Raw genomic sequence first — 26868 nt, forward strand, 5'->3', positions numbered from 1 at the left:
CGGCGGAGGCGTGTCAGACGGCCAGGAGCCGAACGATCGTGATGGTCAGGACCGAGCCGCTGACGTAATAACGGATGATGATGCCTTCGACAGTGGCGTCCCGGCGGTCGCGGTCTCCTCCCACAGAGGTCGAACGGTGACCGTAAGGATCGCGGGCGACAGTACTCCCGAGCGTCTTCAGGAATCGGGTGCGTCGCCGGTCGGGAACGGCAGTGAGCTGCTTCTCGGCGATAGGGTCGTAAGCGATGCGGTAGCTGTTCACCCGGCTCCCTCCCGGCGTTCGCGCTCCTGCCGGGCGAGGGCGTCAAGGTCGCGGGCCATCTGGGGATCGCGTGCCTCAAGCAGTTCCATCACCCAGGCACGCATCAGCTCGTGGATGTCGTGGAGGCTCACGTTTTCCACCGCGTCGGTGAACTCGGCGCGGCGATCGGGAGGGAGCGCGTCGCGAATTCCCCGGATCGTGGAAGGCAAGGTGATCTCCCTGCCGTCGCCGGTGATGGTACGCAGGGGTTCGCCGCTCACTGGCCCTCCTCGGTTCGGATGCAGGCATGACGTTAACGACTGGCCCGACGACAGGTCGCCGATGAAAGCGGGAGACGCACCATCGGGTGAACGTTCCCCGCTTTCCCGGCGCGGTCAGGCGAGCGGGAACGTGGTGCCAGGGGTGGCGAAGGCGGTGGGGCCGTCGAAGCGGGCCGACGCGCGGGCCACCGCCTGCTCCGGGGTGAGGGAGCGCCCGACATGCGTCACCACGAGGCGTCCCGCCCCGGCGGCGCGCGCGGTGTCGCCGGTGTCCTCGGGCGTGTGGTGCACCTGGCCGCCGTCGGCGGGCGCCAGGTCGCTCTCCGCCTCGCACAGCAGCACGTCGCACCCTTCGGCAAGTTCGGTCAGGGCGTCGCAGGGCGCGGTGTCCCCGGAGTACACCAGCGAACGGCCGCCTCCCTCGACGCGCAGGGCGAAGGCCGGGATGCCGTGCGCCACGGCGCGGCTGGTCAGCGTCAGGCCCCCGGCCTGCGCCAGGTGCCCGTCGTGCAACTCCTCGACGGCGAAGGCGGATTCGACGGGGCTGCGGGCCGGACCGTTGGTGAGGTAGCGGGCCAGCCGGTCCGCGATGCCGGGCGGGCCGTACAGGGGGATCGGTGCTTCGAGCCGGATGTCGGAGTAGAGCAGGCCGTAGTAGGCGGTGAGGAGGTCGGCGCTGTGGTCGGCGTGCAGGTGCGAGATCCAGATGGCGTCCAACCGGTCGAGCCGGACGTGCCGTTGCAGCGGCCCCAGCGTGCCGCTGCCCGCGTCCACCCACACGCGGGCGCCGCCGCCCGACACCAGGTAGCCAGAGCAGGGGTTGTCGGCGGCCGGGTACGGCGTCGCGCTGCCGAGCACCGTGAAGCGGAGGGGATCACCGGTGTGGCGTTCGCTCGGGGTGCTCATGCTGATCTCTTCTGCGTCCGTCGTGTCATCGGCCGAGGCTGCCACATCCGGGCCGTCCACCCCAATCGGATGCGGTCCGCCCGCTGGTGAGTAGTGTGCGGAGATGACGAGAAGCGAACGGCTCGCGGAGCAGCTGGACTGGTACTGGCACAGGAATCTGCGGCCGCGGCTGGACGGGCTTGCCGACGAGGAGTACTTCTGGGAGCCGGTGCGCGGCTGCTGGAGCATCCGCCCCAGCGGCACGTCGGCCGCGCCGATGCCGGCGGGTTCCGGGGAGTGGACGATGGACTTCGCCGCCCCCGACCCGGTGCCCGCGCCGGTGACCACGATCGCGTGGCGGCTGGCGCACGTCATCGTCTCGTGCCTGGGCTACCGGGTCGGTTGGTACTTCGGCGGCGGGGACGTCGATGCCCGGACGTTCGCCTACGCCGGGACCGCCGCCGAGGCGCTGGAACAGCTCGACGGGATGTACGCGCGATGGAACGCGGGGGTCCGCGGGCTGTCGGACGCCGACCTGGAGAATCCGCCCGCGGCGGGTCCCGAGCGGTTCCCGATGGAGAACCGGGTCCTGCACGTCAACAGGGAGCTGATCCACCACGGCGCCGAGATCTCCCTGCTGCGCGACCTCTACCGCTGGCGGGACGGAGCCGGACCGGGCGGGATATGACATCCCCGTGACCCGCGACCGGGCCCCACGGTACGGGCGGCGGCGCTCAGTCCGGGACGCGTTCTACCGGCTGGCGCAGGACCGTCTTCAGCTTCTCGGGAGCGGTCCTGCGGGGGTCGTTGAGGTAGACCTCGTGGTGCTTGCCGGTCGGGCGCAGGGAGTTGGCGGCGAGGTACGTGTCGTGGAGTTCGGCGAGGACCGGGGTCTCGCCGTCGTAGGAGCCGGTGTGCAGGATCTGCGCGCTGAGGCCCCCGCGCAGCGTGCGGTGCTCCACGCGGGAGATGGCGGGCTGCTTCTTCTTGGCCAGCGCGGCGGTCTTCGCGTCCTCGACCATCGTTCCGGTGATCCAGGGCGGCAGGACCAGGAGCATCGTCCAGTTCCACGTGTCCTTGCCGCGGGCGGTGAAGGCGCTCCACTCGTCGGCCCACCACAGCCCTTCCAGCGGGCCGACGACGAAGTCGCCGCCGTCCGTGCGCTTCGCCGCGAACTTGAGGGTGTACGCGACGGCGTACAGCGCCTCGACCGCGTTCGCGTAGGCGGGGGCGCTGTTCGGGTTCCCGGTGCCGTCGATGGCGAGGAACCGCTGCTCGGGTACGTCCACCAGCCCCCAGGCGGTGTTCTTCGGCGCGTACAGCTCCTTGCGCTCGCGCTTGACGTCGTAGGGCGCCATGGGTTTCTCGCTTCCTGGGGCGCGCGCCGGAGCGAGTGACGCGCGGTAACGGGTCAGCCAGTCCTGTTCCGCGGAGAGCTGGCCGAGTGCGTGGTCGAAGATGGCGCGGACGAACGGCGGCGCGTCCCGGTCCGCCTCGGCCGCGCGGCGTACGTGCCCGACGCGTTCGGCGAGCGCCTCGGCGCGCCGGTCGAGCGCGGCGAGCAGGCGTGCGTGGTCGAGGGCGGGCTGGTTGGCCAGGCCCACGAGGAGCGGCGGGAAGACGGGGCGCACCTCGGCGATGGCCGCCTCCGCCGCGTCCGCGCAGGCGCGGTGGCCCTCGGCGGTGGCGGCGTACACCGTGCGGGACCTGCCGCCCGCCGCGGGGGCGGCGCGGGCGATCGGGCCGCGTTCCCGGAGCCTCTTGAGCAGGTGGTGGATCGAGCTGAAGCCGGTCTCCGTCCACTCGCGCATGCCGCGCTCGGTGAGCGCGGCCTCCAGTTCGCAGCCGTGGCGCGGTCGTTCGGCGAGCAGGCCGAACGGGGTCGGCTCGGCCGGGGTGAGGGCATGGCCGGTATTCCAGCACGGGGACATGAGGCCGTGCGGCGCGCCACCGGGGTGGGCCGGTGGCGCGCCGGGGGGTCAGATCCAGGTGGGCGTGGGGCGGTTGGGCGTCAGGGGGATCTGTCCCTTCAGCATCCGGCCGCCGTCGCCGGTGAGGCGCAGGTAGTAGTCGGACGAGCAGGGCGTGCCGTCCTCGTCGAGCGCCCACAGGCCGGAACCGGCCGGGACCTGGGAGGCGTTCTCGGCGGTCTTGGCGATCTGGTTGCCCTCGTTGTACTCGTCGAACATCGAGATGTAGATGCCCTGCACGCCGATGCGGCACATGTTGTAGAACTGCCGCCACATGAAGTCGCCGTGCGCGCGGTCGCGGTCCTGGAGGTTGCCCGGCAGGACGCAGGGCTGGTAGTCCACGCCGTTCTCGTCGCACCACGCCTGGTCGGGCGTGTTGACGTTCTGGTAGAAGTTGTCGGCGCCCGCGATGTCGCCGATGCGGCCGACCATCCACGGCGAGAGCATGTCCAGCGCGCGCCACACCGCGTCGTAGCCGGGCCGCGCGTCCTCGATGCCGCGCCGCCAGTGGGTGGGGACGCCGCCCATGACGTACACGCCCTGCGCCTTGAACCAGTTGACGACGTCGAGGCAGACGTCGGCCGGCCAGGCCTTGTTGGGCTCGTTGAAGCCGAGGCCCCAGATGCCGACGACGGGCTTGCCGTTCTGCCGCGCGTAGGCGGGCGACGCGGTGTACTGCCGCATCTTCTCCACCCAGTCCGCCTTGGTCTCCGGCTGCATGTTCACCCAGGCGGTGACGTCGTACATGATGTAGAACTTGCGGCCGTACCGCTCCGCCGCGTCGCGGACGCGCGGGACCATCGCGTCGCGGATGGGGCCCTCGCCGCCGTTCGGGTTGAAGCGCTGGAGCGCGGCGGTGTCGATCGCGTTCTCCTGCATCCACCGGAAGTGGGTGTCGATGGTCTGCTGGTCGTACGAGGAGAACAGGTCGGCCGTACCGCCGCCGCCCAGGTCGGGGTACGCGCTGGGGTACGTGTGGGTGTAGTCGCGCACGTCGGGCCAGCTGATGATCGCGGTGTTGGACGGGGACGGCGGCTGGCCCCAGTTCTGCGACCAGTGCCACCAGTTGCCGTTCATGGGCGAGCCGTCGCCCGCGCAGGCGAACCACCCCTGGTAGCCGACGGTGATCTTGCCGACCACGTCGCCCGGTGGGCTGGCGGCGACGGCGGGGGTGGTGAGCGACGGGAGCGCGGCGGCGGCCGGTGCGGCGGCCAGGGCCGTGCCGACGAACGCGCGGCGGGATAGCGCCATGCTGACCTCTCAGTGTGGGGGGCTGTTGCGGTCTGCGCGGCGCAGCGTAATCAAGCCGTCATGCACGCGCAATAATCTGCGCGAGATCCGGAAAAAAACGACGTGGCGACAGAGCGGGGGACGCTCTGGCGACGCGCGTAGAGGTTGCGGCACCATGCTGCGTGCACCGACTGCACGGCCAACCCCACAGGCACGACCGGCCCTCGCCGTCCGCGCGGGCCGGCCATCAGCAGGAGGGTCCCCTCGCATGACCGACACCACCACCGCGTCCCGCACCGCGCGGCGCGGACGGATACGGGCCGCGCTCACCGCGTCCGCCACGCTCGCGCTGACCGGCGCCGCGCTGACCGCCGGGGCCGGAGCCGCGTCCGCGTCCGCGTCCGCGTCCGCGGACGGCGGGTACGCGCCCGCCGTCACCAAGATCACGCACGCGCGGGCGACCGACATGTTCCGCGCGTCCGGCATCACCTGGTCGTCGTCCGGCGGCTGTTCGAACCGCAACGTGGCGACATGCACCTCGTTCGACCAGCTCAACCTGGAGTCGGCGCAGGGCGCCCAGACACTCCGCTCGGCCAGCGGCTGCGCGCTCAACATCACCGGCGGCACCGAGACCGGGCACGCGAGCGGCACGTACAGCCACTGGAACGGCTACAAGCTCGACTTCGGCCTCAACAGCTGCGTCAACAGCTACGTGACGGGCGCCTTCACCTACATCGGGCAGCGCGGCGACGGCGCGGCACAGTACCGGTCCGCCTCGGGCAACATCTACGCGCGCGAGGGCAACCACTGGGACGTGACGTACTACAACTGCGGCGGCTGCTGACCCGCCGCCCCGCCCGGAGCCAGGGCCGTGCCCGCGTCCACCGGAGCCCTTCGGGGCGCGCGGCACGGTCCCCGGCCCGTCCTCAGGGACGCTTGACGTCGGCCGCCCGCGCGCTGTTGATCACGCAGTCACGCAGCTCGTGCGCGGGCTGCGCGCCCTCCCAGCGGAAGAACGAGCCGGTGTCGGTGCCGCTCGCCTTCGACTCGTTCATGATCTTGCAGCCGTCGTAGAGGACCTTGCCCGTCGCGGTCGAGCCGGAGGTGACCACCTTGTGGTAGCCGAGCAGGGCGCAGTCCTGGTAACGGACCATGGGCCCGCCACCGTTGAACGTGTACAGGTGCGAGTTGGCCTCCGCGGCCCAGACCTTGTGGGCGTGCGCGGTGTCGTCGCAGGAGACGAACGTGATGTTGCCGCGCTGCCAGGCGCTGTCGATGACCTTCTGGTTGGCGCCCTCGCTGCGCAGTTCGAAGCGGATGCCGGCCGCGTACAGGCGCATCATCGAGTTGGACCTCGCGGAACCCTCGCCGGTGAGCTGGAAGAACGTTCCGGCGGCCGACGTGCTGGTGAGGATGTAGGAGCCGCCGATGAAGTTCATCGAGCCGCCGCGCCGGTTCTTCACGAAGACCCCGGACGTGTACTCGACCTTGCAGTCACGGAACCAGTAGTTGAGGAACTGGTCCTGCTGCGTGACCCCGGGCGTCATGCCGGTGACGAGGAAGGCGTCCGAGTACGTGCCGCCGACCTGGCAGTGGTCCCAGCCCATCTCGCTGTTGAGGTTCGAGTTGGGGCTCGGGCCGTCGAGGCCGATGCCGCGCTTCCACGCGCCGCGCCACTCGACGTCGGTGTACCAGGTGTCCTGGACGCCGTGGGTGTCGGAGGAGTAGGCGTAGTTGAAGCTGGAGGTGGCGTTGGTGCTGGTGAACGTGAGGCCGCTGATGCGGATGTTCTTGTACCGCTGGTTGTTCGTCCACAGCGTCGTGTCGTTGGCGGACGGGGCGTACGTGATGCGGGACAGCCGTTTGCCGTAGCCCACGATCGCGATGCCGTCCACGATGCCGCCGCCCCCGTTGCCGTTGACGTTCGGCAGCAGCGAGTCGGGCTGGTCGAGCAGGTAGTTGCCCGGCGGGACGAGGATCGTCTTCTTCGGGATCGCGCCCGATATCGGCCCCGCCTGGAACGAGCCGAGGACCTCGGCGGCCGCCGCGCGGAACGCCGCGTCGCTGGAGCGCGCGCCGGTCGGGTCCGCGCCCTTGGCGACGACGTCCACCGCGTACGCGCTCGTGTCGGCCGCCGACGCCTGGCCGCCGATGGCCAGGCCGCCGGCGATGCCGCCCGCACCGGCCGCGCCGGCCAGCAGGGCGCGCCTGCCGGGGTTGCCGACGCCCTGGTCGCGGTGCCGGTTCCCGGGGCTCTTCGATCTGCCGGACATGCTCAACTCCTGGTGCATAGGCATGATGTGGTTCCCCCCGGCACCGGGCGGTCGCGCCTCGGCGGAACCGGAGCCTATCCCGGGGGACCCGCCCCCCGGCCAGGCGTTTCGGCCAGGAGGCAACCATGGGAAACGCCGCGGCGGTGTGTCACGCGGCGGCCGGGGGCACCGCCCGCAGCAGCAGGACGGAACGCGGCAGCAGCTCCAGGGCGCTGCCGGCCGGGTGCAGCGTGCCCGGCCCGGTCTCCTGGTCCTCCAGCGCGGTGTCGATGAGCAGTTCGTAGCTGTCGGCCCAGGGCGGCCCCGGCAGCGGGAAGCTGAGCGGTTCCTCACCGGCGTGCAGCAGCACCAGGAAGCTGTCGTCCACGATCGGGCGGCCCCGGGAGTCGCGCTGCGGGATGTCCCGGCCGGACAGGAACATGCCCAGCGTGCGGCTGGGCGCGTACCAGTCCTCCTCGGTCATCTCCGTGCCGTCGGCCGCGAACCAGCCCAGGTCCCTTATCCCCTCGGGCCCCTGGCGGCGGCCGGAGAAGAACGCGCGGCGGCGCAGCACGGGGTGGTCGCGGCGGGTGCGGATCAGGCGGCGGGTCAGGTCGAGCAGCGGGCGCCAGGCGGGGTCGGACACGAGGTCCCAGTCCATCCAGCCGATCTCGTTGTCCTGGCAGTAGCCGTTGTTGTTGCCGCCCTGGGTGCGGCCCGTCTCGTCACCGGCGACGATCATGGGGACGCCGGTGGACAGCAGCAGGGTCGTCAGCATGTTGCGCAGCTGGCGGCGGCGCAGGGCGTTGACGCCCGGGTCGTCGGTCTCGCCCTCGGCGCCGCAGTTCCACGAGCGGTTGTCGTCGCTGCCGTCGCGGTTGTCCTCGCCGTTGGCCTCGTTGTGCTTGCGCTCGTAGGAGACGAGGTCGCGGAGGGTGAAGCCGTCGTGGGCGGTGATGAAGTTGACGGACGCGTACGGGCGGCGGCCGCCCCAGGCGTAGAGGTCGCTGGAGCCGGAGAGGCGGTAGCCGAGGTCGCGGACGTCGGGCAGGGCGCCGCGCCAGTAGTCGCGGACGGTGTCGCGGTAGCGGTCGTTCCACTCGGTCCACAGCGGGGGGAACGCGCCCACCTGGTAGCCCCCCGTGCCGACGTCCCAGGGCTCGGCGATCAGTTTCACGCGGCGCAGCACCGGGTCCTGGGCGATGACGGCCAGGAACGGCGACAGCATGTCCACGTCGTGGAACGAGCGGGCCAGCGCGGCGGCCAGGTCGAAGCGGAAGCCGTCCACGCCCATCTCCTGCACCCAGTAGCGCAGGGAGTCGGTGATCAGGCGCAGGACCTGGGGCTGGACGACGTGCAGGGTGTTGCCGCAGCCGGTGTAGTCGGCGTAGCGGCGCGGGTCGTCGGTGAGGCGGTAGTAGCCGGGGTTGGCGATGCCGCGCAGGGACAGGGTGGGGCCGAACTCGTTGGCCTCCGCCGTGTGGTTGTAGACGACGTCGAGGATCACCTCCAGTCCGGCCTGGTGCAGGGCGCGCACCATGTTCTTGAACTCGCCGACCTGCTGGCCCCGGCTGCCGGACGCGCTGTACGCGGCGTGCGGCGCGAAGTAGCCGATGGAGTTGTAGCCCCAGTAGTTGTGCATGCCGCGCCGCAGCAGGTGGTCCTCGTGCGCGAACTGGTGGACGGGCAGCAGCTCGACGGCGGTGACGCCGAGGCTGGTGAGGTGCTCGATGGCGGCCGGGTGGCCGAGACCGGCGTACGTGCCGCGCAGTTCGGGCGGGATGCCGGGATGGCGCATGGTGAAGCCGCGGACGTGCAGCTCGTAGATCACGGAGTCGGCCCACGTGGTGCCCGGCCTGATGTCGTCGGCCCAGGACTCGGTGTCGTGGACGACGACGCCCTTGGGGACGAACGGGGCGGAGTCGCGCTCGTCGCGGACGGTGTCGGCCAGTTCCTGCTTGGGCCAGTCCCTGACGTGGCCGTACACCTCGGGCGGCAGCGGGCCGTCCGTGGCGTAGTCGCCGTCCACGGCGCGGGCGTACGGGTCGAGCAGGAGCTTCGCCGCGTTCCAGCGCGCGCCGGTCGGCGGGTCCCAGCGCCCGTGGACGCGGTAGCCGTACCGCTGCCCGGGGCGCACCCCGGGCAGGAAGCCGTGCCAGATCTCGTGCGTCAGCTCTTCGAGCGCGCAGCGGGTCTCCTCGCCGCTGTCGTCGAAGAGGCAGACCTCGACGGCCTCGGCGCCGCCCGCCCACAGGGCGAAGTTGGTGCCTTCCACGCCGTCGGGACCGGCGTGGAAGCGGGCGCCGAGCGGCTGGGGGCCACCGGGCCATACCTCGGTCCTCACGCGCTCGGGTGCCTGTGACACGCGCCCTCCCTGGAGTCTTCTCCGCTTGATGCTTCCCGCGCTCGGGCCTCCGCTCACGCGCCGAGGCGCATGACATGACGGTGGGTCACTGTGACGGGAATCTGACATTTTGGCACGGCCTGGGGCGGGTCGGCCGGGCGACGCCCGCCCGAACTGAAGCAGAACGGTGACGTTCTCCCACGGCCCCCACCCGTACCGGTGTGATTACCTGGCCGCAAAAACCGCGCGGTATGCCCGCGCGTGAGGGGAGAGAGCCGGACGTGGCGACGAGTTCGGGTCGTGGGCGGGCCGTCAGGGCGGCAGCGGCGCTGGTGGGGGTACTGGCGCTGGCGGTGACCGGGTGCAGCGGAGCCGGCGGGGCGGAGGAACGCCCGGAGGAGGCCGCCGCCGTGCAGGAACCGGAGGCACCACCGGTCCGCATAGCGATCGCGCCGGGTGACGGCGCGCAGGACGTGGCGACCTGGGGGGAACTGGCCGTGTCCGCGGAGGACGGCACCCTCACCGAGGTCACCGTCACGGGCGAGGACGGCGAGGAGGTCACCGGCGAGCTGTCGGACGACGGCACCGGATGGACACCGCGGGAGCACCTGGCCAACGGCGCCCGCTACACCGTCACCGCCGCCGGGAAGAACGCCGAGGGCGCGGAGGGCGGGGCGGAAGCCGCGTTCACCACCGTGGAGGCCGGGGACACCTTCGGCACCGAGTGGAACATCCCGGACGGCGCCGAGGTCGGCGTCGGCATGGAGCTGTCGGTCACCTTCGACACCCCCGTGGAGGACACCGCCGCCGTACGCGACGCGATACAAGTGACGGCCGACCCGGGCGTGGAGGTGCGCGGGCACTGGTTCGGCACGCAGCGGCTCGACTTCAGGCCGGAGGAGTACTGGGAGCCGGGCACCGAGGTGTCCGTGGCGTTCCGGCTGCGCGGCGTGGAGGGCGCGCCGGGCGTGTACGGCACACTGCGCGAGGACGTCACGTTCACCATCGGGCGTTCCCAGATCAGCACCGTGGACGTGGACACGCTGACGATGGAGGTCGTCAGGGACGGGGAGACGCTGCGCACCCTCCCGGTGACGACGGGCGCGGCGGACACGCCGACCTGGAACGGCCGCATGGTCATCACCGAGAAGTTCACCGAGACCCGCATGGACGGCGCGACGGTCGGCTTCGACGGCGAGTACGACATCGAGGACGTCCCGCACGCGATGCGGCTGTCCACGTCGGGCACGTTCATCCACGGCAACTACTGGGCGCCGTCCGCCACGTTCGGCGAGACCAACGCGAGCCACGGCTGCGTGGGCCTGGAGGACGAGCAGGGCGCGGACGACCCGGGCACGCCCGGCGCCTGGTTCTTCGGGGAGTCGATGATCGGGGACGTGGTCGAGGTGGTCAACTCCGCCGACGACGTGATCGCCCCCGACAACGGGCTCAACGGCTGGAACATGGACTGGGACGAGTGGGGCGCGGGTCAGTGATCCCCGCATAACCTGGCGCGCATGACTGTGCATCTGGAGGTGACCGACGACGGCGTCGGCACCCTGCGCCTGGACCGCCCGCCGCTCAACGCGCTGGACGCCGCCTTGCAGGACCGGCTGCGCGACCTCGCCCAGGAGGCCGCCGGGCGGGACGACGTGCGGGCCGTCGTGCTGTGGGGCGGTGAGCGGGTGTTCGCGGCGGGCGCGGACATCAAGGAGATGCGGGCCATGGACCACGCCGCGATGGTCACGCGGGCGCGGGGGCTCCAGGAGGCGTTCACCGCCGTCGCCCGCATCCCCAAGCCCGTGGTCGCGGCCGTGACGGGGTACGCGCTGGGCGGCGGCTGCGAACTGGCGCTGTGCGCGGACGTGCGGTTCGCCGCGGCGGACGCGAGGCTCGGCCAGCCGGAGATCCTGCTCGGCCTGATCCCCGGCGCGGGCGGCACGCAGCGGCTGCCCCGGCTGATCGGCCCCTCGCGGGCGAAGGACCTGATCTTCACCGGGCGGCAGGTCGGCGCGGACGAGGCCCTGGCGATGGGCCTGGTGGACCGCGTGCTCCCCGCCGGGGAGGTGTACGGCGCCGCACGCGCGTGGGCGGCGCGGCTGGCGGCGGGGCCCGCCATCGCGCTGCGGGCGGCCAAGGAGTCCGTGGACGTGGGCCTCGACGCCGGGGTGGACGCGGGGCTCGCGCTGGAACGCAGCTGGTTCGCCGGGCTGTTCGCGACGGACGACCGGGCGTACGGCATGGACAGCTTCATGACGGAGGGTCCCGGCCACGCCCGTTTCTGGCCCCGTCCCTGACGCCCCCTCCGGCGCTCCGGGCCCCGCCGCGGCCCCGTCGGCCAGGTCGCCGGCCGCACGCGGCGGGCCGGGAGGCGGGCCGTGCGGCGGGTGTCCGGGGCGGGACCTGGCCGAGGGCATATGCGGGCCGTCACAGCCGCACCTGTCACCCCGGGGGGTGCCGTTCGCCCCCGATACCCCGGAAGCGCCCACGCGTCCGGCATATGCGCGCCATGATGGGGCGCATGACAGCGATGGCGGATGCCCGGGACATCAGGGAGGCGGGACCTGCCGCCTGTGACGACCCGTCGGCGGGCGAGGTGGTCTTCCCCTCGCTGCCCGAGTCCGCCGGGCACGCGCGGCGCCTCACGCGCAGGCTCCTCGGCGGGCGCTGGCTGCTGCCGCCGGAACTGACGGACAACGCCGTGCTGCTCGTCTCCGAACTGGTCGGGAACGCGGTCAGGCACGCGGGCGCGCCCTCGTTCGGCCTGCGTGTCCGCCGCCGGCGAGGCTGGGTGCGCGTCGAGGTCAGCGACCCCTCACGCGCCCTGCCGTGCCTGCTGCCCGTCCGGGAGCTCGACGTCAGCGGGCGGGGACTGTTCCTGGTGCACCACCTGTCGGACCGGTGGGGCGTCGATCTGCTGCCGGACGGCAAGGCCACCTGGTTCGAGATGCGCGTGCCGCCGCGCTGACGCCCCCCGCCGGATCAGCGGCGCCCCGCCAGGCCGCGGGACGCGCGGCGGCGCCGGTCGTTGCACAGCAGGCACTTGCCCCAGCCGGGCGGCAGGGGGTCGTCCTTGTCGCCGTACAACGGGTCCACCGCGCCGCGCGGATGCAGCCGGCAGCCGGTCTCGCCCGGCCCGTCGCCGAGCGCCTGCGCCGCCGAGAGGGCGCGGCGCAGCGCGTCCACGAGGACGTCGGCCTGCTCTCCCGACGGCATCTCCTGGTCGAAGGCGATGTCCGAAGCGGTCCGCAGGGCCGCCTGGAGATCCCGCAACTCGCTCTGCTGACTCATGCCCGCCACCCTAGGCCCTGCCTCTGACAGCGGCCCCGGGCGTGTTTTCTTCTGTTCTTCTGCGCGCGCCATTGACCAGAATCGATCAGAGCGGCACGCCGCGGCGCGGGAGCGCGCGAACCGGCTGCCGCCGGCGAGGAGCCGGGGCGTGGCGCAACGTCGTCTCCGGCATGGTCCACACGCCGGTGACGTCCGGCGTCACCAGCCGGGGCGCCCCCGCGCGGGCGCCCCGGCGTGACGCGTCTCACCCGCACCACGGGACCCACGACCTGGGACGTAGGGCGAAAACCCGTAGGAAAGTGTCAGTGGCGGTCCGTACTCTCGATCTGATGTCTGCCTCAGCCGAACCCAGCGCCGCCCCCGCCCACAGTCCCCCTCCCGCCCGCAAGCGTTCCGTCGTCCGTGCCCTCCTCCGGCTGTGGCCCTATGTCCGGCCCGTCCGCGCCCGCGTGTTCGGCGCCGCGGTCGTCGCCATCGTCGCGTCGTCCTTCGGCCTCGCCATGCCGCTGATCCTCAAGTGGATCGTGGACGGCCCGGTCGCCGACGGCGACTCGGCGGGGGTGTGGCTCGGCGGCATCGTCCTGCTGTGCGTGGGCCTCACCGAGGCCATGCTGTTCGGCCTGCGCCGCTTCCTGGTGGCCCGCCCGCTCGCGGGCGTCGAGGCGACGATGCGCTCGGCGCTCTACCGGCACGTCCAGCGGCTCCCCGTCGCGTTCCACGACAAGTGGGCCACCGGGCAGCTGCTCTCGCGTGCCACGGGCGACCTCCAGCTGCTGCGGATGTTCCTCGCGTTCGGCCTGACGTTCCTCATCGTGAACAGCGCGACGATCGTGATCGGCTTCGCCGTCCTCCTCGCGCAGGACTGGACGCTCGGCCTGGTGCTGATCGGCCCGGTCGTCCCGCTGATCGTGCTGTGCGCCGTCTTCGAGCACCGCTTCAGCGTCGTGGCGCGCCGCGCGCAGGACCAGATGGGCGACCTGACGACGGTCGTCGAGGAGTCCATCCTCGGCATCCGCGTCATCAAGGGCTTCGGGCGGCACCGCAGCCAGGCGGAGGCGTTCCACGCGCTCTCGGGACGCCTGCGCGACACCGAGATGCACAAGGCGCGGCTGCTCGCCGGGATCTGGCTGGTGATCATGGCCATCCCGGAGATCTTCCTCGGCGCCGCGCTGGTCCTCGGCGTCATACAGGTCTCGGACGGGAACCTGACGGCGGGCACGCTGGTCGCCTTCATGACGACCGCCATGGCGCTGCGCTGGCCCGTCGAGTCGATGGGCTTCCTGCTGGCGCTGTGCAACGAGGCGGCCACCGCCACCGACCGGTTCTTCGACGTCATGGACACGCCGCTGCCCGACGAGTACGCCGGCGCGCCGTCCACCGCGGGCGAGGCGGACGGCATGCGCTTCGACAACGTCGTCTTCCGCTTCCCCGACGCCGCGCCCGGCACGCGGCCCGTGCTCGACGGCATCGACCTGCACGTCAGGCCGGGCGAGACGATGGCCCTGGTCGGCGGCACCGGCAGCGGCAAGACGACGCTGATCGGCCTGGTGCCCCGGCTGCACGAGACGACCGCGGGCCGCATCACCCTCGACGGCGTGGACACCGCCACGCTCCCGCGCGACGCCGTACGGGCGCAGGTGGCCGTCGCGTTCGAGGAGCCGACGCTGTTCTCGGCCACCGTGCACGAGAACGTCGCGATGGGCACCGAGGACGCCGCCCCCGACGACCTGGAGCGCGCCCTGCGCGTCGCCCAGGCCGACGGCTTCGTGCACGCCCTCCCGCAGGGCGCCGCGACGGAGGTCGGCGAGCAGGGCCTCAGCCTCTCCGGCGGCCAGCGGCAGCGCCTCGCGCTGGCCCGCGCGGTCGTCGGCAGCCCGCGCTTCCTGGTCCTGGACGACCCGCTGTCCGCCCTGGACGTGCACACCGAGGCACGCGTCGAGGCGGCGCTGCGCGAGGTCCTGGCCACGACGACGGCCCTGGTCGTCGCCCACCGGCCCTCGACCGTGCAGCTGGCCGACCGGGTGGCGCTGCTGTCCGGCGGCCGGATCACCGCCGTCGGCACCCACGCCGAACTGCTCCGCGACAACGCCGAGTACCGGCACCTCATGACCGGCGAGCCGGTCCCCCACGAACAGCGGCCGGAGGTCACCGCGTCATGACGACCACCGTCGAAGGCCAACTCGCAGACAACGCGGACGACGAGAACGACAGGGGACTCCCTGAGCAGGCCGCCGCAGAGGCGGCGGGACCGGCCGGGGACCCGTTCGACCAGGACACGCTGCCCGCGCCGAAGGACGCCTCGCGGCGGCTGCTCGGCTCGCTGGTGCGCCCGTACCGGCTGCGCGTGGCGGTCGCCGCCGTCGTGCTGCTGGTGCAGCAGGCGGCGGTGCAGGCCGGGCCGCTGCTGGTCGCCTACGCGATCGACAACGCCGTGCCCGCGCTGCGCGACGACGACAACGGGCCGCTGATCGCCGTGGCCGTGGCGTACTTCCTGTGCGCGGCGAGCGGCGGTCTGCTCCAGGCGCTCTTCATCCGGCTCACGGCGCGCATCAACCAGGGCATCCTGCTGGAGCTGCGCGGCCGGATCTACCGGCACGCGCAGGCCCTCAGCCTCGACTTCCACGACCGCTACACGTCGGGGCGCCTCATCTCGCGCTCGACCAGCGACGTCCAGTCGCTGCGCGAGCTGCTGAACGAGGGGCTCCAGGAGCTGCTGATCATCTGCGTCTCGGTGGTGTACATCGGCGGGCTGCTGTTCTACCTGGACGTGGGGCTCGGCGTCGCGGCGGTGGCGTCCTTCGTGCCGGTGTGGTTCCTGGTGCGCGGCTACCGGCGGCGGTCGGCGGAGCGGTTCAGCAAGCGGTCCACGGCGATCGCGGCCGTCATCGTGAAGTTCACGGAGACGGTCGGCGGCATCAGGCCCGTCAAGGCGTTCCGCCGCGAGCGGGCCAACGACGAGGAGTTCGAGCGGCTCAACCGCAGGCACGAGCGGATCAACGGGGACACCATCCTGGAGATGGCGCGCTTCGTCGTCACGTCCCGCTGCATCGCGGCCGTCGCCATCGCGGCCATCGTCCTGTGGGGCGCGCAGCGGGTGGCGTCCGGCGACCTGGAGCTGGGCGCGCTGGCGGCCGGCGCCCTGTACATCAGGCGGCTGTACGAGCCGCTGGACCAGTTCGCGATGGTGCTGAACAACTACCAGTCGGCCGTGGCGTCGCTGGACAAGATCGCCGGTCTGCTGGCGCAGCGGCCCGACGTGCCCGAGCCGGAACGGCCGGTGGAGCTGCCCGCGCGCGCGGCGGGGATGCCGGGGCGCGAGGTGGTCTTCGACGACGTGCGGTTCGCGTACCGCACGGGCGGCGAGGTGCTGCCGCGTTTCCGGCTGACGCTGGCGGCCGGGGAGACGACGGCGCTGGTCGGCGCGACCGGCGCGGGCAAGTCCACGCTGGTGAAGCTGCTGGCGCGGTTCTACGACCCGACCGAGGGACGCGTCCTGCTCGACGGGACCGACCTGCGCGACCTGGCCAACGCCGAACTGCGGCGCGGCGTCGTGATGGTGACGCAGGAGGCGTTCCTCTTCTCGGGGACGGTCGCCGAGAACATCTCGATCGGCAAGCCGGACGCGACGCCCGAGGAGATCGAGGAGGCGGCGCGCGCCATCGGGGCGCACGACTTCATCGCCGCGCTGCCCGAGGGGTACGGCACGGACGTCCGCAAACGCGGCGGCCGGATCTCGGCGGGGCAGCGGCAGCTGGTGGCGTTCGCCCGCGTCCTGCTGGCCGACCCGTCGGTGGTGATCCTGGACGAGGCGACGTCGTCACTGGACATCCCGGGCGAGAAGGCGGTGCAGGACGCGATGGTGACGGTGCTGCGCGGCCGTACCGCCGTGCTGATCGCGCACCGGCTCTCGACGGTGGAGATCGCGGACCGGGTGCTGGTGATGGAGGCGGGGCGCGTGGTGGAGGACGGCCGCCCGGCCGGCCTGATCGCGGGCACGGGCCGCTTCTCCGACCTGCACCGCGCCTGGCGCGACAGCCTGGTCTGACCCCGCACCGGCCGCCTCCTCACCCACGAGGGGGCGGCCCGTGCGGTGGATCAGGCGTGGGTGGTCGCGTAGGTGAGGAGGCTGGTCCAGGCGGCGGGAGAGAGGGCGAGCTGCGCGCCCTGACGGTCCTTGGTGTCGCGGACGTGGATGGTGTCCGGGCAGGACGCCACCTCAACGCAGTCACCGTCACCGCTGCTGCTGTAGCTGGACTTGCGCCAGGCCAGAGCCACTTCCACGCAGTCGCCCGAACCACTGCTGCTGTAGCTGGACTTGTGCCAGGCCAGTGCTACTTCCACGCAGTCGCCGTCACCTCCACTGCTGTAGCTGCTCTTGAACCATGCCAGGTCGGTCGCGCTCACAATGCTCCTCGCATCCGCTGCAACAGGCTCACGGAGTCATCGAAGCTGAGAGCCTGTGAACGCATCCTGGCATACCTCATCTGGAGGGCGCTGATCTCCTTGGCTTCGGATACGAACAGACCGCCCCGCTGAGCTTCGTTGTAGGCGAACCACCGGTGCTCCGGGGTCTCCAGCAACTGCATCGGTCCAGCCAGGCCAGCGTGGTTCTTCCGTACCAGCGGCATGATCTGTACCTCCACGTTCCGCAGCTCCGCGACTTCAAGTACGTGGTCGAGCAGTCCGCGTGTGACCTCCACCCCGCCCGTCTGCCGGAGGAACAGGTGCTCCTCCAGGATGAAGCCGTACGCCGTATGCGGCCGTTCGCCGAGCAGGCGCTGCCGTTCGGCTCGTGCCGCCCACTGGGCCTCGATGTCGTCGTCGCTCAGTGGGGGCAACTGGTCAAGAAACAGCGTGCGCGCGTATGCCTCTGTCTGCAATAGCCCCGGCACGACTCGGCACTCGTAGGTGTACAGACTCAGTGCTTCCTTCTCCAGCTTGGCCCACTGGCGGAACCAGTTGGCCAGCCCGGGTCGCCGGGACAGGTGGCGTGCCGCAGCTCGCAGCGCGCCGAACGCGTCCAGGACTTCCTCGGCCCGTTCGACGAAGTCGGTGGGCGGAAAGCGCCGTCCCTGCTCGATCGACGCGACCGTGGGGACCGAGTAGCGCACCCGTGGCGCGAACTGCTCCTGTGTCAGTCGCGCACGGTTCCGAAAAACCTTGACGACTTCCCCGAACCCCTTCAGGCTGTCCGACGACTCCGGTTCACTCCCGGAGCCGGGCCCCGCACCATCGAACCCGCCCGTACTGTCCGTCACTTCAGGACACCTTTCGTGCACACCCATCCCGCTGGACACCTCAACCCGGCCATGCTCACAGCCGATCGCCCCCACTGTCCACCGGGAGTACCCGTACGCTGACACAGCGTACGGGTCCGTGATCTGGCGCACACCGTCCGGTCCGCGCCAATCTCGGGCGCACGGTCGATTGCCTTCCCGGCGGCAGCATGACGGCGGTGCCGCCGGGGGCGGCACCGCCGTCGTTCCGTAGGGTCCCGGGTCAGCGCAGGAGGGTGCCCGAGGTCTCCGTGTGGTCCTCGGACGGCAGGGCGATCAGGCCGAGTTCGGCCCGCGACGCCAGCAGCGGGTGCGCGGGCAGGACGCGGACGGTGTAGCCGAACGGGCCGGGCCGGTGCAGCGTCAGGTCGCCGGTGAACGTCCAGCGGCCCGACAGGTCGGGGCCGCCCTCCGCCTTCAGCGGCACCTGCACCGGCTCCGCCAGCGTGTCGTCGCCGTTGACCCGCCCGATGACCGCCTGCACCTCCACGGCGGACGGGTCGAGGTCCCCGAGCGTGACCCGCACCCGCAGCGGCACGGACGCGCCGAGCGTCGCCGGCTCCCCGTCCGTCTCGACGTGGTCCACGGCGACGCGCGGCCACTGCTCGCCGACCCGGTCGGCGAACGCCGCCAGCTCCCCCGCCGCCTCGGCCGTCATCGCGCGGTGCGCCAGGGCGGCGGGCGCGTAGTAGCCGGTGATGTACTCGCGCAGCATCCGCTCCGCGAGGACGCGCGGGCCGAGCCGGTCCAGCGTGGCGCGCACCATCTCCAGCCAGCGCACCGGCAGCCCCGACCTGCCGCCGAGCCGGTCGTAGAAGCGCGGGCCGACCTGCTCCTCCAGGAGCCCGTAGAGCGCGGCGGCCTCGATGGCGTCGCGGCGGTCGGGCTCGGCGGCGGCCAGGCCGTCGGCCGTGGGGATCTCCCAGCCGAAGTCCGGGTCGGACCACTCGTCCCACCAGCCGTCGCGCACCGACAGGTTGAGGCAGCCGTTCAGCGCGGCCTTCATCCCCGAGGTGCCGCAGGCCTCCAGCGGGCGCAGCGGGTTGTTGAGCCACACGTCGCAGCCCGCGTACAGCGCGCGCGCCATGGCCATGCCGTAGTCGGGGAGGAAGACGATGCGGTGGCGGATCGCGGGGTCGTCGGCGAAGCGGACGAGTTCCTGGATGAGCCGCTTGCCGCCCTCGTCCGCCGGGTGCGCCTTGCCCGCGACGACGATCTGCACCGGACGGTCCGGGTGCAGCAGCAGGGCGGTGAGGCGGCGCGGGTCCTGGAGCATCAGCGTGAGGCGCTTGTACGACGGGACGCGGCGCGCGAAGCCGATGGTGAGGACGTCGGGGTCGAGCACGTCGTCGATCCAGCCCAGTTCGGCCTGCCCGGCGCCGCGCTGGCGCCAGGAGACGCGCAGGCGGGCCCGTACGTCCTGGACGAGCTGTTCGCGCAGGGTGCGGCGCAGCTCCCACAGCTCGGCGTCGCCCAGGGTGCTGGTCGCGCGGGCGCGCTGGGTGGCGTCGGCGGTCCAGGTGGGCGCGTGCACGCCGTTGGTGATCGAGCCGATGGGCGCCTCGTCGGCGTCGAAGCCCGGCCACAGGCCCGCGAACATACCGCGGCTCACGTCGCCGTGCAGGGCCGAGACGCCGTTGGCGCGCTGCGCGGTGCGCAGGCCGAGGACCGCCATGTTGAACTGCGGGACCTCGCCCTCCTTGGTGAGGGCCGCCGGTTCGCGGCCGAGGGCGAGCAGCGCGGCCGGGTCGAGCGAGGCCAGCTCGGCGCCGTCGCCGAAGTGGCGCGCGACGAGTTCCTCGCCGAAGCGGTCGATGCCGGCCGGGACCGGTGTGTGGGTGGTGAAGACGGTCCCGGCGCGGACGGCGCGCAGCGCGGCGGCGAAGTCCGTGCCCTGCTCGCCCAGTTCGCGGATGCGCTCGAAGCCGAGGAACCCGGCGTGGCCCTCGTTCATGTGGAACACCTCGGGCGCCGCGTGGCCCGTGATGCGGCAGAACGTGCGGACGGCCCGCATGCCGCCGATGCCGAGCAGCATCTCCTGGAGCAACCGGTGCTCGCTGCCGCCGCCGTAGAGCCGGTCGGTGACCTCGCGTTCGGCCGGGGCGTTCTCGGCGACGGCGGAGTCCAGCAGCAGCAGGGGCACGCGGCCGACGCTGACCTGCCAGACCTGCGCGGTGAGGGTGCGTCCCGCGGGCAGGGCCAGGCTGACGCGGGCGCGGGTGCCGTCCTGCTCCGTGAGGGGGGTCAGCGGCAGTTCGTGGGGGTCGATGACGGGGTAGTGCTCCTGCTGCCAGCCGTCGGGCGACAGGCTCTGCCGGAAGTAGCCGTGCCGGTAGAGGAGGCCGACGCCGATCAGCGGGGCGCCCAGGTCGCTGGCGGCCTTGAGGTGGTCGCCGGCGAGGATGCCGAGGCCGCCCGAGTACTGCGGGAGCGCGGCCGTGATGCCGAACTCGGGCGAGAAGTACGCGACGGCGCGCGGCAGGTCGCCGCCCGCGCGGGCGTCCGTCTGCTGGTACCAGCGCGGCTCGGTGAGGTAGTCGCGCAGGTCGCCGACGGCGACGCCGAGGCGGCGCAGGAAGCCGCGGTCGGCGGCGAGGGCGGCCAGCCGGTCGGCGGGCACGGTGCCGAGGAGCCGGACCGGGTCCTCGCCGCAGGCCGTCCACGCCTCGGGATCGACGGAGCGCAGCAGGTCGCGGGTCTCGGGGTGCCAGGACCAGCGGAGGTTCAGCGCCAGTTCCTGGAGGGGTCGGAGAGGTTCGGGCAGGACGGGGCGGACGGAGAAGCGACGAATGGCCTTCACGGTCCCGACCGTAGCCGGGCCCCGGGAGGTGTGGGCAGGTTTACGCCGGAATGGGCTGGAATCGGACGGTAAACCACCCCCGGGGACCAGGGGACGGCGGGGCCGAGCCGGGCGCGCGGGCCGGGATCGGGCCGGTCAGGCGGGGATGCCGCCGGTGCCGGGCCGCTCCTGGGGGTCCGCCGCGGGCGGCGGCTTCTGGACGGGTACGCCGGGGGTTCCGGTGACCTCCGAGGTGTCTGTGGTGTCTGTGGTGTCTGTGGTGTCTGGGCCGTCGGCTTCCGTCTCGCGCAGCTCGCGCGGCGCCAGCTCGCGCGTCGGCAGGAGCGTTCCGGCGGCGATCTCCGCCGCGTAGTGGCAGGCCACCCGGTGCCCGTCCCCCATGTCGGTGAGGGCGGGCCGCTCGGTGTCGCAGCGCTCCGGCTGCCGCCACGGGCAGCGCGTGTGGAAGCGGCAGCCCGCGGGCGGCGCGGCCGGTGAGGGCAGGTCGCCGCGCAGCAGGATGCGTTCGCGCGTCTCCTCCACGACCGGGTCGGGCACCGGCACCGCCGACATCAGGGCCCGCGTGTACGGGTGGCGCGGCTCGGCGTACAGCGCGTCGCTCGGCGCCTCCTCGACCAGCGAGCCGAGGTACATCACGCCGATGCGGTCCGAGATGTGCCGGACCACCGCGAGGTCGTGCGCGATGACCAGGTACGTGAGGCCGAGCGAGTCCTGGAGCTCCTCCAGCAGGTTCAGCACCTGCGCCTGGATCGACACGTCAAGCGCGGACACCGGCTCGTCGCAGATGATCACATCGGGTGCGAGGACGAGGGCGCGCGCGATGCCGATGCGCTGCCGCTGCCCGCCGGAGAACTCGTGCGGATAGCGCGACAGCGCGCTCGCGGGCAGGCCGACCCGGTCGAGGATGCCGAGGATCTTCTCCCGGCGCTCCTCGCGCGTGGCGCCGATGCCGTGCGCGGCCATGCCCTCGGCGAGGATCGACTCGATGTTCTGCCGGGGGTTCAGGCTGCCCAGCGGGTCCTGGAAGACCATCTGGAGGCGGCGGCGCGCGCGGCGCATCTCCTCGGACGGCAGGGCGGCCAGGTCGGTGCCGTCGAAGACGACGCGGCCCGCCGTGATGTCGTTCAGCCGCAGCACGGCGCGGCCCAGCGTCGTCTTGCCGCAGCCGGACTCGCCGACCAGGCCGTACGTCTGCCCGGCCTCGACGGACAGCGACACACCGTCCACCGCGTAGACGTGGCCGACCGTCCGGTCGAAGAGCAGGCCGCGCTTCACGGGGAAGTGGACCTTGACGTCGTCCAGTTCGAGCAGGCTCATCGGGAGACCTCCGTGGCCTCGGCGGTGGTGTCCACCGGGTGGACGCAGCGGACCTGGTGGCCCCCGGGCGGTGCGGCGGCGCCCGCGCGGGGGCGGTCACCGAGCGCGGGCGGGCCGCCGAGGCACTCCGGCGTGTAGGAGTCGCAGCGGGGGGCGAAGGCGCAGCCGTCCTCCCACGCGATGCGGTCGTTGATGGAGCCGCGGATCGGGTTCAGCCGGTCGCCGCGCGGGGCGTCGAGCCGGGGGATGGAGCCGAGGAGGCCGTGGGTGTACGGGTGCGCCGGGTCGGCGAACAGGCGGCGCCGGTCCGCCGTCTCGACGGCCTTGCCCGCGTACAGCACGTTGACCCGGTCGCACAGGCCCGCGACCACGCCCAGGTCGTGCGTGATCATCAGCAGCGCGGTGCCCTGGTCGTCCACGAGTTCCTTGAGCAGTTCGAGGATCTGCGCCTGGATGGTGACGTCGAGCGCGGTGGTCGGCTCGTCGGCGATCAGCAGCCGGGGGGCGCAGGCGACGGCCATGGCGATCAGCGCGCGCTGCCGCATGCCGCCCGACAGCTGGTGCGGGTACTCCTTGAGGCGGCGCGTCGGGTCGGGTATGCCGACGCGGTCCAGCAGTGACGCGGCCTCCTTGCGGGCCGCGTCGCCGCGCAGACCGCGGTGGCGGTTGAGGATCTCGGTGACCTGGACGCCGATGGGGACGACCGGGTTCAGCGAGGACAGCGGGTCCTGGAAGATCATCGCGAGCTGGGTGCCGCGCAGGTCGCGCAGGGCGGAGCGGCGCAGCGTCAGCAGGTCGGCCTCGGTGCCGGTGCCGGTGTAGCGGGCGGTGCCGCCGACCCGTACGCCCTTGGCGGGGAGCAGGCCCATGAGCGCGAGCGACGTGACGCTCTTGCCACAGCCCGACTCGCCGACCAGGCCGACGACCTCGCCCTGGTCGACGGTGAAGGAGACGCCGGAGACTGCGGTGGTGTCGGGGCCGCCGCGCCCGGCGAAGGTGACCGTCAGTTCGTCCACGGTGAGCAGGGGCATGTGCGTCAGCTCCGCAGTTTCGGGTCGAGGGCTTCGCGCATGGCCTCGCCCAGCAGGGTGAAGCCGAGGGCGGTGATGATGATGCCGAGGGCCGGGTAGACGGCCATCATGGGCTCACCGTCGAAGAACCGCTGCGCCTGCGAGAGCATGACGCCCCACTCGGGCTGGGACGCGTCCGGGTTGCCGAGTCCCAGGTAGGACAGGGCGGCGGCCTCGATGATGGCCGTGGCCAGAGCCAGCGTCGTCTGGACGATCACCGGGCCGAGCGAGTTCGGCAGCACGTGGGCGAGGACGATGCGGCGGCGGCGTACGCCCAGGGCGCGCGCGGCCAGCACGTAGTCGGACGCCGCCTGCGCGAGCATCGAGCCGCGCAGCAGGCGGGCGAACACCGGGATCTGGATGACGCCGACGGCGATCATCACCGTCGTCAGGCTCTGCCCCAGGATGGCCGCGACGCTGACGGCGAGCAGCAGCGAGGGCAGCGCGAGCATCATGTCGATGAAGCGCATCAGGACGGTGTCCAGGCGCCGGCCCGCCTTGCCGCCGAACGCGAGGGCCGCGCCGGACAGGCCGCCGACGAGCGCGCCGACGACGAAGCCGAGGACCGTGGAGACGACGCCGACCAGCAGCGTCTGCCGTGCGCCGACCAGCATGCGCGAGAACATGTCGCGGCCCAGGTGGTCGAGCCCGAGCCAGTTGTCGCCGCGCGGGCCGACGAAGATGCCGCGGTTGGTGAAGACCTCGCCACGCCAGGTCTGGGCGGTCGGGTCGTAGGGCGCGACCCAGGGGCCGACGATCGCGACGACGACGAACAGCGCCATCACCGCGCCGCCGATCAGCGCCATCTTGCTGGACCGCAGGCGGCGCAGTGCCTCGGTCCACAGGCTGCCGCCGGAGGCGGGGGCGGTGCGGGTGGTCAGCTCGGCGAGCCGGTCGATCTTCTCTGCCGTCTTGCTCATCAGTTCACCCGGACTCTCGGGTCGATGACGCTGTACGCGAGGTCGACCAGCAGGTTGATGGCGACGTAGAGCAGCGCGATGAAGAGGATGAAGCCCATGAGGACCGGGTAGTCACGCGTGTCGATCGCGTCGCGGATGAACGAGCCGATGCCGCCGAACGCGAAGACCGACTCGGTGAGCACCGCGCCGGACAGCAGGCTGCCGGTGAGGAGGCCGACCGTGGTGACGACGGGCAGCAGCGCGTTCCGCAGCACGTGGCGGGAGCGGACGACGCGGCGGCGCAGGCCCTTCGACTCGGCGGTGCGCACGTAGTCCTCGCCCAGGACGTCGAGGACGCTGGCGCGGGTGATGCGGACGATGACGGCCAGCGGGATGGACGCGAGGGCGAGGCCGGGGAGCACGAGGTGTTCGATCGCGTCCCAGGAGGCGTCCCACTCGCCGGTCAGCAGGCCGTCGAGCACGTAGAAGCCGGTGATCTCCGTCGCGTCGATGCCGGTGGACTGGCGGCCGAAGCTGGGCAGCCAGCCGAGGTTGACGGCGAAGACCGCGCGGAGGATGAAGCCGAGGAAGAAGACGGGGATGCAGATGCCGACGAGCGATCCCGAGACCGCGGTGAGGTCGAGCCAGGAGCCGCGCCTGCGGGCCGCGAAGTAGCCGAGCGGGATGCCGACGACGACGGCGATCAGCATGGCGGCGAAGGCGAGTTCGACGGTGGCGGGGAAACGCTGGAGGAACTCCTCCCACACCGGGCGCCCGGTACGGACCGACTCCCCGAAGTCGAACTGGACGAGCCGCTGCATCCAGCGGCCGTACTGGACCCACACGGGGTCGTCGAGGCCGAGGGCCTCCTCGATGGCGCGGCGGTCCTCCTCCGTGGCGCGTTCGCCCAGCAGCGCGGAGGCCGGGCCGCCGGGCAGCTGGTGCAGCCACGCGAAGAGGAGTACCGAAAGACCGAGCAGCGTGGGTATCAGCTGCAACAGTCTGCGGACGATGAGACGGAGCACCGGCGGGGTGGCCTTTCTCTTGGCTCTCTTGGCTCACGTGCTTCGGGGGGCCGGCCGGGTTCTCTCTCCGGCCCTCAGGGGACCGCCCGGTCACGGTGTGCCGTGACCGGGCGGGTCGGCCGTGCGCGACGGCGCGTTACCTGAAGGAGACCTCTGCGAAGTTCTCCTGCGTGAGCGGGGAGACCGTCGGCGGGTTCACGTCGGGCGAGAACACGATGGACGGGGGCGAGCTGGAGATCGGCACACCGGGCAGGAAGTCCATGATGTACTCGTTCAGCGCCTGGTACTCGGCGACGCGGGTGGTGACGTCCGGCTCCGTCGCGGCGGCGGCCATCATCTCGAACAGCTCCGCGTCCCGGAAGCCCCACTCCAGGCTGTAGTCCGCGAACCAGGTGCCGAGGAAGTTGTAGGCGTCGTTGAAGTCGCCGGTCCAGCCCAGGAGGTAGAGGCCGCAGTTGCCGGCGCGGGTGGTCTCCTGGTAGTCCGGGTTCCACTTGAGCGGCACCGGGTTGACGGTGATGCCGACGGCTTCGAGGTCGGCGCGCAGCAGCTCGTAGATGTCGGCCGGGGCCGGCATGTACGGGCGGGTGACCTCGGTCGGGTAGCAGAAGTCCACGGACAGGTCGGACGCGTCGGCCTCGGCCAGCAGTTCCTGGGCCAGCTCCGGGTCGTGGTCGTACGTGGTGACGTTCTCGGAGTAGCCGTCCACCGTGTCCGGGATGAACTGGGTGGCCACGGTGCCGCCCTCGGGCAGCTGGGTGTCCACGATGTTCTGCCGGTCGAGGGCGTGGGCGATGGCCCGCCTCACCTCAAGCTGTTCGAGCGCGGGGTTGTTCTCCTGCGTGATGCCGAGGTAGAGGATGTTGAAGACGCCGCGGACCGGGACCTGGAAGCCGTCGGACTCCAGCGTCTCGACATCGGCGGGGGCCACGAGGTCGTAGCCGTCGATGTCCCCGGCCTGGAGCGCCTGGCGCCGCGCGTCCTCCTCGGGGATGGTGCGGAAGACCAGTTCGTCGACGCCCGCGGGCTCGCCCCAGTAGTCGTCGAAGCGCTCCAGCGTCACCTCGCCGTTGGACTTGTCCCACTCGGCGAGGCTGAACGGGCCGGTGCCGGCGATCGTGCCGGCCTCCTGGCTGTAGTCGGGGAAGGTGACGTTCTCGCCCTCGCCGCTCGGGTCGTCGCCCTCGATGGCGTCCAGGCTGTCCGGGGACAGGATGGAGAAGGACTGGAGGGAGAAGGCGCCGGGGAAGTTCGCGGACGGCTCGGCGATCTCGATGACCGCCGTCTGCTCGTCGGGGGCGGTGCAGCCGACGTAGTTCGAGGGGCTGGTGTCCTCGCTCTCGTTCTGCGCGAAGCCGCCGAAGACGGAGCCCCAGTAGTAGGAGAGCGTCGGGTTCTGGTACGTGCCGGTCCAGTTGTACCAGCGGTTGTAGTTGGCGCAGACGACCTCACCGGTCAGCTCGCCGCCGTCGTGGAAGGTGACGCCGTCCCGCAGGTGGAAGGTCCACTCGGTGCCGGCCTCGTTGCTCTCCCAGGTCTCGGCGAGTCCGCCGACCAGTTCGGTGCCGCCGGGCTCGTGCTCCAGCAGCGCCTCGAACGCCTGACGGGTGATCCGGAAGGTCTCGCCGTCGCTCCCGAGGGCCGGGTCGAGCGCGGCCGGGTCTCCGGCGGCACCGAAGACGAACGTCTCCGTGTCGCCCGACGATTCCTCGTCGTCACGCTCGCTGGCGCAAGCGGTGGCGAAGAGTCCGATCGCCAGGGCCGCCGCAAGCATCCTCGCGGCCTTGGGTCTTGCTATGCGCATCGTCCACCTCAAGGGGTCGGCGGTGGTAGGGGCCTTCCGGTGGACGGCACATTACTGGTCAGGCACATGACTGGGAACCGCGCGTAGACCGGCGATACCGACCTGAGATGTGGGCATCAAATAGCGACAAGTCACTTTCTGCACAGGCGAGTTGTCAAGATCGAATACACTTCGCACGCTCCG

Annotated in this window: 23 protein-coding genes; 7 read left to right on the forward strand and 16 right to left on the reverse strand. The window is 72.1% G+C overall.

The window, feature by feature from the left end; all coding sequences use genetic code 11:
- Positions 1–13: 13 nt before the first annotated feature.
- From ACL02R_RS18845 to ACL02R_RS18855, 3 genes are all read right to left on the reverse strand, one after another.
- On the reverse strand, positions 14–262 hold the full coding sequence (locus ACL02R_RS18845; protein ID WP_362964486.1) for a hypothetical protein: 249 nt from the start codon (positions 260–262) through the stop codon (positions 14–16).
- The gene (locus tag ACL02R_RS18850) at positions 259–522 is read right to left on the reverse strand and encodes a hypothetical protein (RefSeq protein ID WP_362964484.1); all 264 of its coding nucleotides are present in this window, start codon (positions 520–522) and stop codon (positions 259–261) included. The genes ACL02R_RS18845 and ACL02R_RS18850 overlap by 4 nt, the downstream gene beginning before the upstream one ends.
- Positions 523–636: 114 nt before the next feature.
- Positions 637–1428 (reverse strand): MBL fold metallo-hydrolase, encoded by a 792-nt coding sequence (locus ACL02R_RS18855; protein ID WP_412798108.1) that lies wholly within the window; start codon positions 1426–1428, stop codon positions 637–639.
- A 103-nt stretch (positions 1429–1531) separates the two neighbouring features.
- Between ACL02R_RS18855 and ACL02R_RS18860 the strand changes: the two genes are divergently transcribed.
- Positions 1532–2095 (forward strand): DinB family protein, encoded by a 564-nt coding sequence (locus tag ACL02R_RS18860; protein WP_412798109.1) that lies wholly within the window; start codon positions 1532–1534, stop codon positions 2093–2095.
- A gap of 46 nt (positions 2096–2141) precedes the next feature.
- Here ACL02R_RS18860 and ACL02R_RS18865 read toward each other — a convergent pair whose 3' ends face one another.
- Complete coding sequence (locus tag ACL02R_RS18865; protein WP_412798110.1) at positions 2142–3338, reverse strand: GyrI-like domain-containing protein; 1197 nt, start codon at positions 3336–3338, stop codon at positions 2142–2144.
- Between the two features lie 48 nt (positions 3339–3386).
- Complete coding sequence (locus tag ACL02R_RS18870) at positions 3387–4628, reverse strand: glycoside hydrolase family 71/99-like protein (protein WP_412798111.1); 1242 nt, start codon at positions 4626–4628, stop codon at positions 3387–3389.
- Between the two features lie 247 nt (positions 4629–4875).
- Between ACL02R_RS18870 and ACL02R_RS18875 the strand changes: the two genes are divergently transcribed.
- Positions 4876–5451 (forward strand): hypothetical protein, encoded by a 576-nt coding sequence (locus tag ACL02R_RS18875; RefSeq protein ID WP_412798112.1) that lies wholly within the window; start codon positions 4876–4878, stop codon positions 5449–5451.
- A gap of 82 nt (positions 5452–5533) precedes the next feature.
- Here the strand turns inward: ACL02R_RS18875 and ACL02R_RS18880 are convergent, their stop codons facing one another.
- Together ACL02R_RS18880 and glgX are read right to left on the reverse strand one after the other, a co-directional pair.
- Complete coding sequence (locus ACL02R_RS18880) at positions 5534–6880, reverse strand: hypothetical protein (protein WP_412798113.1); 1347 nt, start codon at positions 6878–6880, stop codon at positions 5534–5536.
- A 148-nt stretch (positions 6881–7028) separates the two neighbouring features.
- Positions 7029–9332, reverse strand: coding sequence for a glycogen debranching protein GlgX (gene glgX, locus ACL02R_RS18885; RefSeq protein ID WP_412798114.1), 2304 nt, complete (start codon positions 9330–9332; stop codon positions 7029–7031).
- 152 nt (positions 9333–9484) lie between these two features.
- Here glgX and ACL02R_RS18890 point away from each other — a divergent pair, with 152 nt between their 5' ends.
- From ACL02R_RS18890 to ACL02R_RS18900, 3 genes are all read left to right on the forward strand, one after another.
- Positions 9485–10699, forward strand: a complete 1215-nt coding sequence (locus ACL02R_RS18890) for a L,D-transpeptidase (RefSeq protein WP_412798115.1) — start codon at positions 9485–9487, stop codon at positions 10697–10699.
- Between the two features lie 21 nt (positions 10700–10720).
- A complete protein-coding gene (locus ACL02R_RS18895) occupies positions 10721–11500 on the forward strand; it encodes an enoyl-CoA hydratase/isomerase family protein (protein ID WP_412798116.1) in 780 nt (259 codons plus the stop codon).
- Between the two features lie 224 nt (positions 11501–11724).
- Positions 11725–12171, forward strand: coding sequence for an ATP-binding protein (locus ACL02R_RS18900; RefSeq protein ID WP_412798117.1), 447 nt, complete (start codon positions 11725–11727; stop codon positions 12169–12171).
- A 14-nt stretch (positions 12172–12185) separates the two neighbouring features.
- On the opposite strand, the gene ACL02R_RS18905 is transcribed toward ACL02R_RS18900, so the two are convergent.
- Positions 12186–12494: a hypothetical protein gene (locus tag ACL02R_RS18905; protein ID WP_362964463.1), complete on the reverse strand. Its 309-nt coding sequence runs from the start codon at positions 12492–12494 to the stop codon at positions 12186–12188.
- Positions 12495–12823: 329 nt separating this feature from the next.
- Between ACL02R_RS18905 and ACL02R_RS18910 the strand changes: the two genes are divergently transcribed.
- Positions 12824–14653 carry an ABC transporter ATP-binding protein gene (locus ACL02R_RS18910; RefSeq protein WP_412798118.1) on the forward strand — a complete coding sequence of 610 codons (1830 nt, stop codon included), beginning with the start codon at positions 12824–12826 and terminating at the stop codon, positions 14651–14653.
- Positions 14650–16539, forward strand: coding sequence for an ABC transporter ATP-binding protein (locus ACL02R_RS18915; RefSeq protein ID WP_412798119.1), 1890 nt, complete (start codon positions 14650–14652; stop codon positions 16537–16539). Before ACL02R_RS18910 ends, ACL02R_RS18915 begins: the two co-directional genes overlap by 4 nt.
- Positions 16540–16589: 50 nt before the next feature.
- Here ACL02R_RS18915 and ACL02R_RS18920 read toward each other — a convergent pair whose 3' ends face one another.
- The 8 genes from ACL02R_RS18920 to ACL02R_RS18955 form a co-directional block, all read right to left on the reverse strand.
- Positions 16590–16898, reverse strand: a complete 309-nt coding sequence (locus ACL02R_RS18920; RefSeq protein WP_412798120.1) for a DUF397 domain-containing protein — start codon at positions 16896–16898, stop codon at positions 16590–16592.
- A complete protein-coding gene (locus ACL02R_RS18925; RefSeq protein WP_412798121.1) occupies positions 16895–17779 on the reverse strand; it encodes a helix-turn-helix domain-containing protein in 885 nt (294 codons plus the stop codon). The genes ACL02R_RS18920 and ACL02R_RS18925 overlap by 4 nt, the downstream gene beginning before the upstream one ends.
- Positions 17780–17993: 214 nt before the next feature.
- On the reverse strand, positions 17994–20570 hold the full coding sequence (glgP, locus tag ACL02R_RS18930) for an alpha-glucan family phosphorylase (RefSeq protein ID WP_412798122.1): 2577 nt from the start codon (positions 20568–20570) through the stop codon (positions 17994–17996).
- A 135-nt stretch (positions 20571–20705) separates the two neighbouring features.
- Positions 20706–21887 carry an ABC transporter ATP-binding protein gene (locus tag ACL02R_RS18935; protein WP_412798123.1) on the reverse strand — a complete coding sequence of 394 codons (1182 nt, stop codon included), beginning with the start codon at positions 21885–21887 and terminating at the stop codon, positions 20706–20708.
- Positions 21884–22918, reverse strand: coding sequence for an ABC transporter ATP-binding protein (locus tag ACL02R_RS18940; RefSeq protein ID WP_412798124.1), 1035 nt, complete (start codon positions 22916–22918; stop codon positions 21884–21886). The genes ACL02R_RS18935 and ACL02R_RS18940 overlap by 4 nt, the downstream gene beginning before the upstream one ends.
- Before the next feature lie 5 nt (positions 22919–22923).
- Positions 22924–23877, reverse strand: a complete 954-nt coding sequence (locus tag ACL02R_RS18945) for an ABC transporter permease (protein WP_412798125.1) — start codon at positions 23875–23877, stop codon at positions 22924–22926.
- A complete protein-coding gene (locus ACL02R_RS18950; protein ID WP_412798126.1) occupies positions 23877–24881 on the reverse strand; it encodes an ABC transporter permease in 1005 nt (334 codons plus the stop codon). Before ACL02R_RS18950 ends, ACL02R_RS18945 begins: the two co-directional genes overlap by 1 nt.
- A 136-nt stretch (positions 24882–25017) precedes the next feature.
- Entirely contained in the window at positions 25018–26685 is a 1668-nt protein-coding gene (locus tag ACL02R_RS18955) for an ABC transporter substrate-binding protein (protein ID WP_412798127.1), read from the reverse strand.
- Between the last annotated feature and the right edge of the window lie 183 nt (positions 26686–26868).

It is taken from the genome of Streptomyces sp. MS19 (assembly GCF_047200595.1).
Classification (GTDB): domain Bacteria; phylum Actinomycetota; class Actinomycetes; order Streptomycetales; family Streptomycetaceae; genus Streptomyces.